This is a genomic window from Corynebacterium sp. ACRPJ, from assembly GCF_022347345.1.
GTDB lineage: Bacteria > Actinomycetota > Actinomycetes > Mycobacteriales > Mycobacteriaceae > Corynebacterium > Corynebacterium tuberculostearicum_D.
The window spans coordinates 124,551-137,340 of record NZ_JAKRNC010000005.1 but is presented as its reverse complement, the minus strand read 5'-3'; the positions used below and the strand labels follow the sequence as shown (position 1 = coordinate 137,340).

At 58.6% G+C, this 12,790-nt stretch carries 15 protein-coding genes, 1 rRNA gene and 1 pseudogene; 10 read left to right on the top strand and 7 right to left on the bottom strand.

Annotation, left to right across the window (positions count from 1 at the left end; all coding sequences use genetic code 11):
* A 5S ribosomal RNA gene (gene rrf / locus MHY08_RS05350) occupies window positions 1-111 on the top strand; the annotation flags it as partial.
* A 346-nt stretch (window positions 112-457) separates the two neighbouring features.
* Here rrf and MHY08_RS05345 read toward each other — a convergent pair.
* On the bottom strand, window positions 458-1,468 hold the full coding sequence (locus MHY08_RS05345) for a pseudouridine synthase (RefSeq protein ID WP_370658787.1): 1,011 nt from the start codon (window positions 1,466-1,468) through the stop codon (window positions 458-460).
* Between MHY08_RS05345 and MHY08_RS05340 the strand changes: the two genes are divergently transcribed.
* The 4 genes from MHY08_RS05340 to MHY08_RS05325 all read left to right on the top strand — a co-directional run bounded on the left by MHY08_RS05340 (window position 1,449) and on the right by MHY08_RS05325 (window position 3,589).
* The gene (locus MHY08_RS05340; protein ID WP_239235700.1) at window positions 1,449-1,592 is read left to right on the top strand and encodes a hypothetical protein; all 144 of its coding nucleotides are present in this window, start codon (window positions 1,449-1,451) and stop codon (window positions 1,590-1,592) included. The genes MHY08_RS05345 and MHY08_RS05340 overlap by 20 nt on opposite strands.
* Window positions 1,593-1,633: 41 nt before the next feature.
* The gene (locus tag MHY08_RS05335; RefSeq protein WP_239235698.1) at window positions 1,634-2,533 is read left to right on the top strand and encodes a universal stress protein; all 900 of its coding nucleotides are present in this window, start codon (window positions 1,634-1,636) and stop codon (window positions 2,531-2,533) included.
* A gap of 120 nt (window positions 2,534-2,653) precedes the next feature.
* Entirely contained in the window at window positions 2,654-2,902 is a 249-nt protein-coding gene (locus MHY08_RS05330; RefSeq protein ID WP_005325340.1) for a GlsB/YeaQ/YmgE family stress response membrane protein, read from the top strand.
* Between the two features lie 78 nt (window positions 2,903-2,980).
* Window positions 2,981-3,589, top strand: a complete 609-nt coding sequence (locus MHY08_RS05325; protein WP_204610744.1) for a TetR/AcrR family transcriptional regulator — start codon at window positions 2,981-2,983, stop codon at window positions 3,587-3,589.
* On the opposite strand, the gene yidC is transcribed toward MHY08_RS05325, so the two are convergent.
* The gene (gene yidC, locus MHY08_RS05320) at window positions 3,546-4,490 is read right to left on the bottom strand and encodes a membrane protein insertase YidC (protein WP_239228384.1); all 945 of its coding nucleotides are present in this window, start codon (window positions 4,488-4,490) and stop codon (window positions 3,546-3,548) included. The two genes, MHY08_RS05325 and yidC, sit on opposite strands and share 44 nt — an antisense overlap.
* 33 nt (window positions 4,491-4,523) lie before the next feature.
* Between yidC and MHY08_RS05315 the strand changes: the two genes are divergently transcribed.
* Window positions 4,524-5,186, top strand: coding sequence for a class E sortase (locus tag MHY08_RS05315; RefSeq protein WP_005327018.1), 663 nt, complete (start codon window positions 4,524-4,526; stop codon window positions 5,184-5,186).
* Entirely contained in the window at window positions 5,186-5,338 is a 153-nt protein-coding gene (locus tag MHY08_RS05310; RefSeq protein ID WP_239235695.1) for a hypothetical protein, read from the top strand. Before MHY08_RS05315 ends, MHY08_RS05310 begins: the two co-directional genes overlap by 1 nt.
* On the opposite strand, the gene MHY08_RS05305 is transcribed toward MHY08_RS05310, so the two are convergent.
* Window positions 5,335-5,871 (bottom strand): DUF2020 domain-containing protein, encoded by a 537-nt coding sequence (locus MHY08_RS05305; RefSeq protein WP_239235693.1) that lies wholly within the window; start codon window positions 5,869-5,871, stop codon window positions 5,335-5,337. The genes MHY08_RS05310 and MHY08_RS05305 overlap by 4 nt on opposite strands.
* On the opposite strand from MHY08_RS05305, the gene MHY08_RS05300 reads away from it, so the two are divergent.
* Window positions 5,870-7,033: a sensor histidine kinase gene (locus MHY08_RS05300; RefSeq protein WP_179387152.1), complete on the top strand. Its 1,164-nt coding sequence runs from the start codon at window positions 5,870-5,872 to the stop codon at window positions 7,031-7,033. The genes MHY08_RS05305 and MHY08_RS05300 overlap by 2 nt on opposite strands.
* 37 nt (window positions 7,034-7,070) lie before the next feature.
* Window positions 7,071-7,709: a response regulator transcription factor gene (locus tag MHY08_RS05295; protein WP_005327021.1), complete on the top strand. Its 639-nt coding sequence runs from the start codon at window positions 7,071-7,073 to the stop codon at window positions 7,707-7,709.
* Here MHY08_RS05295 and MHY08_RS05290 read toward each other — a convergent pair.
* Window positions 7,706-8,060: pseudogene (locus MHY08_RS05290) on the bottom strand (Lsr2 family protein). The gene MHY08_RS05295 and the pseudogene MHY08_RS05290 overlap by 4 nt on opposite strands.
* 145 nt (window positions 8,061-8,205) lie before the next feature.
* Window positions 8,206-8,838: a DUF6474 family protein gene (locus MHY08_RS05285; RefSeq protein ID WP_005325356.1), complete on the bottom strand. Its 633-nt coding sequence runs from the start codon at window positions 8,836-8,838 to the stop codon at window positions 8,206-8,208.
* Between the two features lie 69 nt (window positions 8,839-8,907).
* Here MHY08_RS05285 and MHY08_RS05280 point away from each other — a divergent pair, with 69 nt between their 5' ends.
* Window positions 8,908-10,341, top strand: coding sequence for a TM0106 family RecB-like putative nuclease (locus MHY08_RS05280; RefSeq protein ID WP_239235690.1), 1,434 nt, complete (start codon window positions 8,908-8,910; stop codon window positions 10,339-10,341).
* On the opposite strand, the gene MHY08_RS05275 is transcribed toward MHY08_RS05280, so the two are convergent.
* On the bottom strand, window positions 10,328-11,626 hold the full coding sequence (locus tag MHY08_RS05275) for a copper oxidase (protein ID WP_239235688.1): 1,299 nt from the start codon (window positions 11,624-11,626) through the stop codon (window positions 10,328-10,330). The two genes, MHY08_RS05280 and MHY08_RS05275, sit on opposite strands and share 14 nt — an antisense overlap.
* A 10-nt stretch (window positions 11,627-11,636) precedes the next feature.
* Window positions 11,637-12,788 carry an MFS transporter gene (locus MHY08_RS05270; protein WP_239235686.1) on the bottom strand — a complete coding sequence of 384 codons (1,152 nt, stop codon included), beginning with the start codon at window positions 12,786-12,788 and terminating at the stop codon, window positions 11,637-11,639.
* Window positions 12,789-12,790 lie beyond the last annotated feature (2 nt).

The following is a 12,790-nucleotide window of genomic DNA, read 5'->3' as shown; positions in this document are numbered from 1 at the left end:
GTCAATAGCTGCAGGGAAACGCCCGGTCCCATTCCGAACCCGGAAGCTAAGCCTGCACACGCTGATGGTACTGCAACCGGGAGGTTGTGGGAGAGTAAGTCACCGCCGACACCAAACAACAATAGATAATTTAATAACCCAAGAAAGGGAAGAGGACGGACAAGCGCCGTCCTCTTCCCTTTTTCCCCGTTTTGCGGGAGCAAGCATCATGCGAAGGAACTCGTGGCGAGCTGCATGCCGCCGCCTTTGGTCGTCGCTGAAGCTGAAAGGCATTAGGCGTCCCAGGAGGACACTTTAGGACTAGCAAATGGTTGCGTCCCCGCACCCAGCAGACTTTTTCTGGGATCTACGTAAAAGGAAATGGCCCGGCGACTTTCCCTTATCCACTGGTGAATAGCGCCGGCTTTGGTTCTACGTTTCGCCACGTGACAGTTTCACGGTCTACGCAATATGAAGGCTATGTGTGGTCGATTAGGCGGTGCGTGTAGAGAGGAAGAGCAGACTCGAACTCCCGGTACTTCCCGCTGAGGGGGTCAGTAAATTCGATGCGGGTTGCGGTGAGATGCATAGGGATCCGCATATCCTCAGCATCCTCGGGATAGATTTCTGGATAGACAGGATCACCCAGGATGGGTATTCCAGCCTGCCACATGTGGAGACGCAATTGATGGGTCTTGCCCGTGGTGGGTTTGAGCGTGTATTTGCCTAATTGTGGCAGTTCTCCGTGGATCCTTTCATACGGGGCGTTATCTATTAGTTCTACTGCAGTCAGAGTAGTAAATGCGTTGGGGGTGCCATCGCCTATGCGGCCTTGGATTTCGCCGGGGGTTTTGGTGAGGTGGGAGGCCCACTGTAGGGGCGTCGGAAAGCGGCGGTATTCGGCGATCGCCTGATAGGTCTTTTGTACTTTCTTTTCCGCAAAGAGCGTTTGGTAGGCGCCGCGAACATCACGATGTTTGGTGAATAGCAAAATTCCGGAGGTAAGTCTGTCTAGGCGGTGCGCCGGTGCGAGCTCGTCGTTTCCTGTCATTCGTCGGAGCTGGACTGTAGCTGTCTGTACAATGTGGCGTGCGCGTGGCATGGTTGCCATAAACGGCGGCTTATCGGCGACGAGGATATGCTCATCTTCGAAGAGAATAGGGACGTCGTAAGGCACCGGTGTTTCGGGTGCCGGCATGCGGTAGAAATAGATGTCCTCGTCCTGGCCCAATATCGAGTCTGGCCGAAGCTTCGTTTGATTGCGTAGTACTACCTCGCCAGAGTCGAAACGCGTCTGAAGCGCCGAAGTGTCATCGTCGGGGTGTCGGTGGCGTTGTGCCGAGATGACTGCACTAAGAAACTCCCAGGCAGTTATGCCTGCCTCAGAGGTGCGCACGCGGGTTGGATTCAGACCGTCTTTAATTGGCAAAGGCGTGAAACCTTTTCGGCGATGTATTAATGTTTTGTCCATGGACTTTAACTCTCTCATTGAACCGGTTGTCGCCTTTTTCTCTGAAGGCATTGGCGCTGTAATTCGTAACGTGCTGGAGTTTGTTTACACTGTTATGTTCCCGTCGAATTCTGAGGCTGCAACCGTCAACCCTCAAGCCTAATCCGTACTACAATTAAGGTATAACCACGGAAAGGACACATCATGGCTAAGGAAGACATTGTAGTCGTTGCCGTTGACGGTTCGGATGCATCGAAGAATGCAGTACGTTGGGCCGCAAATACGGCTATGAAGCGCGAGATTCCACTGCGGATCGCATCTAGCTACACCATGCCACAGTTCCTGTACGCAGAGGGCATGGTTCCGCCAAAGGAGCTTTTCGACGACTTGCAGGCCGAGACCCTCGGGAAGATCGAGGAAGCTCGCGCCATCGCCCATGAAGTAGCCCCAGAGCTGAAGATTGGTCACACTGTGGCCGAGGGCTCCCCGATCGACATGCTGCTGGAAATGTCGCACGATGTCACCATGATCGTCATGGGTTCCCGCGGCATGGGTGGCCTGTCCGGCATGGTGATGGGTTCTGTCTCCGCTTCGGTTGTGTCCCACGCCTCTTGCCCGGTGGTCGTCGTTCGCGAGGATAATCATGTCACGGACTCCACCAAGTACGGCCCTGTCGTTGTTGGCGTGGATGGTTCTGAGGTTTCGCAGAAGGCCACGGCTTATGCCTTCCGTGAGGCACAGGCCCGCGGTGCTGCTTTGATCGCCGTGCATACTTGGATGGATATGCAGGTGCAGGCTTCCTTGGCGGGTCTGTCGGCCGCCCAGTCCGAGTGGGCTGATATTGAAAAGGAGCAGAGCGAGCTTCTGACTGAGAATCTGAAGGAGCCGCGTGAGGAATACCCAGAGGTTGAGGTAAAGAAGCTCATTACCCGTGACCGTCCAGTGAGCGCTTTGACCGAGGCTGCAGAAGGCGCGCAGCTTTTGGTTGTAGGTTCGCACGGCCGCGGCGGCTTTAAAGGTATGCTCTTGGGCTCGACCTCTCGCGCACTGTTGCAGTCCGCACCGTGCCCGATGATGGTTGTCCGTCCGGACGAGGAAAGTTAAAAGCTGCTGTTCATAGAGCGCTTCGCCCGCAAGGGCGGGGCGCTCTTGTTGTTGTGGAGCCGCCTTAGGTAGTGTGCGCTCGTGTACGCTAAGGTATACCCGCTATTTTAGGAGGATTGCATGAATTTGGGACTGGGGCTTTTTAGCTCGATTGTTATTGGTATCATTGCCGGCTGGCTGGCAGAGAAGATTATGAAGCGCGACCACGGCCTGCTGACCAACCTTATTGTTGGTGTGCTGGGTGGCATCATCGGTGGCATGATTATCCACTTCCTGAATATCGAGGAAGGTGGATGGATCTTCTCCTTGATTGCCGCTACGGGTGGTGCTTGTATCCTGTTGTGGATCGTGGGGCTTATCAAGAAGTAGCCCGAATTTAATTCGCGTACAAACCGGTTTGTCTATAAAGTATAGATGAACCGGCTTTGTCGTTTTAGAGAGGAACCCATGGCAGAGAAGAAGTCGCGCCGTAATCGGCCCAGCCCGCGCAGCCGGCTGCTGGAATCAGCGACCAAGCTATTTACTACCGAAGGCATTCGTGTCATCGGAATCGACCGCATCCTGCGCGAGGCGGATGTGGCTAAAGCTTCTTTGTACTCTTTATTTGGTTCCAAAGACGCGCTCGTTATCGCTTATGTAGAAGCTTTGGACGAGAAGTTCCGCCAAGATTGGGAACAGCGTACCGCGGAGATGACGGATCCGGATCAAAAGATCCTGGCCTTTTTTGATAAGGCGATCGAAGAAGAACCCCAGCAGGAATTCCGCGGCTCTCATTTCCTGAATGCGGCCGGAGAGTATCCGCGACCCGAAACCGAGGCGGAACACGGTATCGTGGCTGCCTGCGTTGAACACCGCAAATGGGTGCATTCCACCCTGACGGCCTTGCTGACAGAGCGCAATGGTTACCCATCGTCCTCGCAGGCGAGCCAGCTGTTGATTTTCCTGGATGGCGGCCGTGCGGGTGCTCGGCTCACCAAGGAGATTGGGCCGCTGCAGACGGCCCGCGACCTAGCTACTCAGATGCTTTCTGCTCCCCCTGCTGATTATTCGATTTAAGGTACTTTCGCGCCTCCATACGTAGCTGGCTGACCCGCTTCTTCTCCTCCTTGGAGAGGGCGGGTTCTTTTTCGCGCTTGCGCCAGCGGCGAATGCTTTCGCGGCGCATAGCGTGGACATCCTCAGTAAGCGGGTAGTCGCGGTGCAAAATGATCTCAAAGATAGCGGTTTGGATCAGCATGAAGAGATAGGCGCAGCCCCAGTAAAGGATGATGGCCACTGGGATAGGTCCGGTTTGGGCTAGGTGCCACAGGAAGAATGGGATCACCAGGAGCAAAAAGCCCATGAGAATGAAGACGCGGCGGTTGACCTTCTGATCAAATTGAGTGGTGCGGAAACTGCGCACGAGGGAAATGACGGAATTAGCCATGGTAAAGGCGATGGCGGCAATGAGGATGGGATTGATGAGGTCGTCGTGCTCGCGGGCGAAATCCGTCAGCGGAGCGCCGTAAAAGGTGGTTTCGCGGAAGGCCGAGACGTCGGAGGCATTCAACATGCCCACGGTGGTGGAGCCGCGCTCAATATTGGACATGCGCAGGAGCACTTGATAGAGGCCGATGAAGGCCGGAATCATGATGAGCGGGGGAACACAACCAGCTGCGGGGTTGTAGTTATAGCTCTTCATGAGGTTCTTTTCCTCTTGCATGAGCTCCGCCATTTCCTCGGTGGTGGTGGCGTTATTCATCTGCTTTTTGATGCGGTTATTCTCCGGGCGGATGAGTGCGCCGATGCGGGCGGAGCGTACGGATATCCAGTTCAAGGGAACAACGACGCCGCGCACGGTGATAACCAGCAGGATGATGGAGATCAGCCAGGCCGTAGATTCACCGACGAAGCTGCTGATGAGCCAGTGCCAGAATTTCATGATTCCGGAAACTGGGTACATGAAGACTTCGTACATGCTTAACCTTTCATGGGCAGTATGGTCTAAGGCATGACTAAAGTTCTTGGGGAACTCATGCTAACCATTGGCGTGGTTCTTTTACTCTTTGCATTCTATGAAGCCTATTGGACAAATGTAGAATCCGGTCAGCTGCAGGAGGAGGCGAGCGCCCACCTCGACGAGCAATGGCGCAATCCGCGGCAGAAGTTGGAGCCGGAGTTGGGTGAGGCGTTCGCGCAGCTTTATATTCCCACGTTCGGTTCTGACTACCGCTTTGCCATCATTGAGGGCACCAATGAAGATGACCTGCTGCGCGGCCCGGGGCGTTACCTGGATTCCCAGATGCCGGGAGAGATGGGCAATTTTGCGGTTGCGGGCCACCGCGTGGGCAAGGGAGCTCCCTTTAATGACTTGGGCAAGCTAGAGACCTGCGATGACATCGTGGTGGAGACGCAGAAGGAGCGAATTACCTATCGCGTATTGCCCATCGATGGCGAGCAGGCGGACTGTTTCAATGGAATTCCGCCGGAGTATTCGCACGTAGCTGGCCGGCATATTACGACGCCTGGCGACGTCTCGGTGACCAACCCCGTGCCAGAGTCGGACGCCGAACCGAGCCGCGAGATCTTGACCTTGACCACGTGTCACCCGCAGTTTTCCAACGCGGAGCGCATGATTGTGCACGCTATGGAAGTAGAAAAAGAGGAGAAATAATGTATCGCGCTTTGTGGAATCTCTTGCCGGGGCCGACGCCGGTGAAGGCCATCTTGGCCATTGCTATTGTGGTGGGAGTCTTCTTCCTACTTATGGAGGTTGTATTCCCGTGGCTGTCGCCGATGATGCCGTACAACGACGTCGCGGTTTAAAGGCCCAAGTTGGCGATCGCTTCGTGGGCGATCTGCTCTGATTTAACGGTTTGTTGCTGGTTGCTCCACACCAGCACCGCGTGCGTGTCCTTCTGGACGGCGTACACGGCGTGCTCATTGACTACGCCCCGGCCACCTTCCCAGCCGTCGAAGGAGGCCGGTTCGGTGGCGTCGATAGGTGCGGCCCAATCCACGGCGGCGCGGGCGTCGGCGACCGTGGGCATATCGCGCACGATGACGGTGGTCTGTGGGTCGTCCTGGTAGGACCAAAAGACGCAGGCCGGGGTGGGAAAGCGCGTGTCGATGCCCTGCTTGGTCAGGCGCTGGCCGTTGGTTTCTTCGAGCCAGCCAGGGCCGATGTAGGGGCAATCGCTCCAGTCATTGACTTCCGCGGTTTGGGCGACGTTAACCTCCGGTGCCTCCGAAGACTCCGGAGTTACCGTCGTGGTGGGGGCAGGGGTGGGCGCGGATGAATCGCAGCCGGCGATCCCAAAAGTGGCTAAGGCGAGTAGGGGAAGTAGGCTTTTGCGCATGAGCCCTACAATAGACCGGGATACCGATGCGTTGCGCACCGGCATCCATATCCTGACCGCTGGCCTGCTGGTGGTAGGCATTTTTACCTCCGCGCGCATGCCGCTTTCGCAAGCGATCATCAACCTGCTGCTCTTGGTGGGCTTTGCGGCCGTGTACTTCGCAGGCTCGGTATACGGGGAATATTGGGCCCGGCCTGTGCGCTACCTGTGGCTGTGCATACTCTCGGTGCTGTGGGTTGCGGATCTGTTCGTGGCCCCCGCGGCAATCTATTTGGTTTTCGCCATGTTCTTTTTGTACCTCACGGTGCTGGACATGGCGGCGGGCATCGCGTGCGTCATCGTTGCCTCGATCATCACCGTGGTGGTGCAGATTCCGCAGGGTCTGACCTTCGGCGGCGTCATGGGGCCGGCGGTCTCGGCGCTGGTGACGATAGCGATCACCTACGCCTTCCGGACACTGTCGCGGATGAATAAAGAGTTGATTGAAACCCGTTCGCAGCTGGCAGCCACGGAGCGCGATGCCGGCATGGTGGCCGAACGTCAGCGCATTGCGCACGAGATTCATGACACCCTTGCCCAGGGACTGTCTTCCATTCAAATGCTCCTGCATTCGGCGGACCGTGATCTGGATAAGCAGGACGCGGACAAGGCGCGAGAGCGCATCGAGCTGGCCCGCAGGACGGCCGCGGATAATTTACACGAAGCGCGGGCAATGATTGCCGCTTTGCAGCCGCCGACGCTCAATGAGGCATCCCTTGAGGCCGCGTTGACCCGTATGGCGGAAAATTTCGGCGCTACCGGAGATATCCACGTCGAGGTGGAATCCGAAGGAGAGGTACAGCAGCTGCCCATGAAGGTAGAGGCGGCGCTGCTGCGGATTGCGCAGGGCGCTGTGGGGAACGTCGTCAAGCATGCAGAGGCAAGCCGCGCCCGGATCACGGTGACCTATGAGGGCGATGAGGTGCGCCTGGACGTGGTGGATAACGGCAAGGGCTTTGATCCAGCCGCGGTGGAAAGTACCCCGGCAGGGCTGGGGCATATTGGGCTGGCCGCAATTAGGCGCCGGGCACAGGAGCTAGGTGGGGAGGTCATTATTGAATCCGCACCGGGGGAGGGCACTGCCGTGTCAGTTAGTATGCCCTTAGGCAACCGGGTAGATTAAACTTTTGGTTGACAATGACATCGATAGGAGGAATGTCGTGATTCGGGTCCTATTGGCAGATGACCACGAAATCGTCCGCCTGGGTCTGCGCTCCGTGCTTGAGGGCGCAGAGGATATCGACGTCGTAGGGGAGGTCGCTACGGCCGAAGCTGCGGTGTCGGCAGCGCAGGCGGGCGGCATCGATGTCATTTTGATGGACCTGCGCTTCGGCGCGGGCGTGGAAGGAACCCGCGTTATGGGCGGCGCGGAGGCAACCGCGCAGATTCGCTCCGCGATGGCCACCCCGCCCAAGGTCCTCGTGGTTACCAACTATGACACTGATGCGGATATCCTCGGCGCTATCGAAGCTGGCGCCGTGGGCTACCTGCTCAAGGACGCACCACCGCACGAGCTGCTGGCCGCAGTGCGCTCGACTGCGGAGGGTGATTCGGCGCTATCTCCCATCGTGGCCGATAGGCTGATGACTCGCGTGCGTACGCCACGCACCTCGCTCACGCCGCGTGAGCTTGAGGTCTTGCAGCTAGTTGCGGCGGGTGCGTCGAACCGGCAGATTGGCCAGGATCTCATGCTGTCTGAGGCCACGGTGAAGTCCCACCTGGTGCACATTTATGACAAATTGGGCGTGCGCTCGCGCACCTCTGCTGTGGCGGCAGCGCGCGAGCAAGGCGTGCTTTAATTAGCGGCGTTATACGCCTCGATAACGTCTTGCCGGATCTTTCCGCGGTGCGCCACTGGCAGGCCTTGGGTGCGGGCCCATTCGCGGATTTGGCTGGGGCTTGCCCGCTGCGCATCGTGCGCGGGGGGCTATGCGGGCGGCGTCCACGTAGGGGGCGAGCAGATTATGGAAATGCCGCGCATTATCCGTGGAGAGATCGATAAGGTAATTTTGACTGTTTACGCTGAAGCGAACGACTTCTAGCTGGTCTTCGGGGATTAGGGTGTGGTCCAAGTCGTCGTAAAATTGGGTCACTTCACGGCGGGAAATATTTCCTCCACTTTTAAAAATTGCACCAAGCACAGAGAGCATAAACGGTGTTAAAGGGGTAGGGCGGTGAGAAGATTATCAGCAACTTTTTCTGGCCGAAAATACTTTTCCCGAAAAATCCCGGATCTTTATAGAAAATAATTAAACGCCACCACCGAATAGGAGGCGGTGGCGGCGTGTATCTCTTTTACTGGGCCAGGCGCTGCTGGATTTCCGCAGTAATGGAGTCAATTTCCGAGCTAATGGTCTTGTGAGCGCGGCGGCGCTGCTGCTCGGTCATGAACTCGGCATTATCGATGGCGGAGTCTACTTCTTGCAGGCGGTCACGCACATCGCGCTTGAAGCCGGCCGGAACGTCCGTGTTATCGAGGGAGTTGCGGATGCCGGCAGTGCGGGCCTTGAGCGGCGCACCGTAGCCGGAGAAGGAAGCCATCTGATCCGAGCTCACGCCCGCCTTAGCGGCCTTGCGCTTTTCGCCCTCGGTCTTCAGGCCCACGTAGCCGCGGTAGAGGAGCGGCAGCAGCAGGGGTGCGGCGGTGCGCAGTGCACCGGCATAACGCTTGACATTATCGGAGTTAAAGCGGCCGGCCTTGAGCTTGGCTAGCTCGTTCTTGGCCATCTTCTCCTCATGCTTGCGGCGCTTCTTGAGGCCCTTTTCCTCCGACTTAATGAGGTGCTTTTCCTGCTTGGCCAGGAGCTTTTGCTGGCGGCGACGGTCCTTAGATTGGGCCTTTACCTCTGCCTTGGCGCGGGTCTTGGCGGCCTTTGCCTGTGCGCGTGCTTCTTGGCGGGCCTTTTTAACTTTCTTCAGAATGCTCATTAAATTTCCCTCACGTTTGATCGAGTCTGGATTCAACTTTACCTTGCCGTTCTATTAAGCTCACCCGGTGTGGAGGATGTGGTTGTTGCTTCGGACCTTGTGGGGTGCCGCTACCGCTTAGTACAGCGGCGCGCGCACCCTGAGATGCCGCGTACCCATGCCTCGATTGCCCGGGCGGAACGCCACGCGGCCGCAGTGGAGGCCGTCATGGAGATGTTTCCCCGCAAGGGCTCTGGCCGGTTCCGCCGCATCGATCTGGAAGGCGATGAGTGGGAGCGCTCCATGCGCACCCTTGAGGCCTTAGCTTCCGGGTATACGCACATCACCAACGCGGTCTTCGCCACCGCGGAGTGGATGGTGCGCGTAGATTTGCTGCTGCGCGAGGGTGATAAGTACACCCCAATTATCGTGTCCAATCACCGTGTGGCCCGCAAGAACGACACCAAGACGACGCCGGCGGTGCCTACCCACCGCTTGGGTCTGAGTGAGCCGCTCGAGGCGCCGTATAAGCTGCGCCATCATGCGGTAGATGGTTACCGCTTAGCGTTTGCCGCCCGTGCTTTGCGGGATCTCGGACTCGATTCCGGCCGGGGCGGGGCCATCGGCCAGGACCGCACCCGGGCATTTTTTACGGAAACAGCCAAGTTTGATCTGGAACGCGCCTGGAATCAGCCGCTTCCTACCGCCCCGGTGCGGGTCAAGGAGTGTGCGAGCTGCCGCTTTTGGTCTTTGTGCGAGCAAGAGCTGGTGGCGGCGGATGATATTTCGCTTTTCCTATCCGGCGACCGCGCTAAGCCTTACCGCGAGCGCGGGATTACTACCGTGCAGGCGCTTATCGACGCCGACCTGGGCGAGCCCTCCCGCCTTGCTGCTGCTTGGCGCGCCGGGGAAGTGTTGCTGCGCCGCGGCGACGTGCACGCTCCGCGCGCAGACGTGGAGGTGGATGTGGATATGGAAGCTTACCTGGACCAGGGCGCGTACCTATGGGGAGCCTGGCACGACGGTAACTACGTCCCGTTCGTTACGTGGGAGCCGTTGGGCGGGCGCGCCGAGGCAGAGAACTTTGCGGCATTCTGGCGCTGGTTGATGGATGTGCGTGCTAAAGCCCATGCGGAGGGCAAAACCTTTGCTGCATATTGCTACTCGTCCCACGGTGAAAATCACTGGATGCGCATGTCCGCGCAGCGCTTCCGCGAGGTGGATGAGCGGGAAGTAGAAGAGTTTATCTCCTCACCGGAGTGGGTGGATATGTTCGCCCACGTCAAACGATCCTTCGCCGGCCCCTTCGGCCTAGGCCTGAAGGTGGTCGCCCCGGAAGCAGGTTTTACCTGGCCAGAAGAAGACTTCGACGGCGAAGAATCCGTGAACGCGCGCCGCGAGGCGCTAGCCGGTGACCTCGTGGCGCGGCAGCGCTTGCTGGAGTATAACTCCGGCGACGTCCAGGCTACCCGCGCGGTCCGCGAGTGGATGGATGCCGGCGCGCCGGGTACTACAGCGCTGTAAATAGGGCGTAGACGACCGCGAGGATCGCTACGCCCGCATAGACCTGGTTCCATTCTGGCCCCGGCTTCGGATCCGGGCCCTCCGCCTTCTTCATCAAGACCTGCTTCTGGGCCTTGACCGCCCGGGCGATGAGCACGGGGTAGACCGCCAGGGGCAGGATGCACAAGAGGGAGGCGACCACCTTAAGCAGGGAAATATCGGTGCCGATCCAGATGAGCAGCCCACCGTTGACGAAGGTGGCGCGCAGGAGGCCGAGTTTGTCCAGTTGCTGCAAGCCCGCCCGGACGGCAGCGGGGCCGCCACCCATGGTGCTGGGCAAGAGGTAGCTCATCACGCCGATGAGCAGTTGACCGGCAAACCCCACCAGCAAGGAGAGGGTGGGCAGCGCCGGCTCGGGCATAAAGAAATGCTGCACCGTGTAGTACACCAAAGACAGCACCAGCCATAACGAGGCCATGAGCACGGAGACCGAGGAAAAAGTGACGCGATCGCGCGGGTCCTTAGCCACCGTCAGTACATTAGCGAGCCACTGCTGCAAGCTCAGCGCCCAACCGCAGCAGTAGGTGATAAGACCCAACTCGGGGAAGCCGAGAAAAGCGCCCACGATGGTGGCAACTACACCGACTGCGAGCAGCGCAAAGGAGGATTGCATGTGGCGATTAATGCCCTGGGTGCGCCAGATGGAGGGGAAAAGGATGGTGAGGGAACCGGCCGCGGCCAAGCCGATGAATCCGCCGATATTGGCGGCGATATGGGCGAGCAGCAGCGTGGGATGGCCGGGGTAGACGGCCAGCAGGCCGCCAAAGATGGCACCCACCGGCAGGCACAGAGCGGAAAGAACATAAGCGCCCACTACGGGGCGGAAGCGCTTATCTTTGGCACCGCGCCATTGCCGGAAGAGCGATGCCGCATGCCAGAGCATCATCAGTGCAATGAGCGTGGCGCCCATCTGGGTGACGATCCAGTGTTGGGACCAGAACTCCATGAGGATTTGGCCGATTAGCGCGAGGATGATTCCGGCATTGAGGCCATAGATGCGGGCCAATTGGGTAGGTCGAGTGGATTCGGGGAGGCGCTGTTGGGTGAACTTCTCCGTTAGGTGCTGGGACCACACGATGATGCTATTGCTCACCAGTCCGAGGGTGAATAGGTGGATGAGTACCCACCGGTAGTTCGGGACCAAGGTATGCGTTGCACCCACGAGGATGAAAACCATCATCCATAGGGATACGGGACGGGAGGCCTTGCGATGCCATGTCCGCGCCGACCACTTATTCTCAGGCATAAAACCGATTTTAGTCGGTTTTAATCTTGGTCCAAGTCAGCGCAGTAAGGGCGAGGGCTACGGCGGTGAAGAAGGCGATGAAAAGGGGCCACGACAGGGCGTCGAAAAGCAGGCCGGCACACGCGCCCACCACAGAAGAGCCAAAGTAATAGCAGAACACGTACATCGAGGAAGCTTCCGCGCGGTCGTGGGTGGCAATCTGGCCCACCCACCCGGAGGCGGTGGAGTGTACGGCGAAAAAGCCCACGGTAAAGGCGATCATGCCGAGGAGCGTCAGTGGAAGGTTACCGGCACACAACGCGATGCCCACAGTAAAAAGTGCGGCCGAGCCGCACAGGGTTTTTCCGTGGCCGATTCGGGCCACTAGCGCTCCAGCCCGAGCCGAGGACCAAGTGCCAGAAAGGTAGAACAGGAAAGCCAAGCCGGCGAGCGAAGGGGCCAAGCCAAAATCATCGATGAGCCGGAAGGTTAAGAAGTTATACATGGAGACAAACGTGCCCATGGACAGGAATGCGGTGAGAAAGAGCAAGGCCAAATCCCGGTTGGCCCAATGGCCCAAGAGCGCCCGGCTTTCGGTCTTGAGATGGATGGATTTAGGCCGGAAATTGCGCTGGGTAGGAAGCAGCAGCCAAGCCGTAATCGCAAAGGCGAGTGAGACCAGCGCCGAGCCAAAGAGCGCCCAGCGCCACGTGGAAATCTCCACCAGCCCGGTGGGGATGAGGCGGCCGGTAAGGCCACCGACAGAGGTGCCTGCAATGTATAGGCCCATGGCCCGCGGCAGGGCTTTGTCATCGAGTTCTTCAGAAAGCCATGCCATTGCCGTGGCGGGGGCGCCGGACAGCAGCGCACCCTGCAGGCCGCGCACCACGATGAGCTGCCATCCCTCTTGGGCGAGGGGAACAAGGAGCCCCACGCCGGTCGCGGCAACGGCCGAAATGAGCAGGATGCGTCCGCGGCCGAAACGTTCGGAGAGGATCGATGCGGGCACCACGCATAGGGCCAGCGCGCCTGTGGCGGCCGATACGGTCATGGCCGCCTCGGTGGAAGAAAGGCCCATGTTGTCTACCAGCGTGGGAAGAATAGCTTGGGTGGAATACAGGCTGGAGAATATAGCCAAGCCCACAAGGAGCATGGCTACCGTAGCGCGCCGCGTTCGAGTCATAG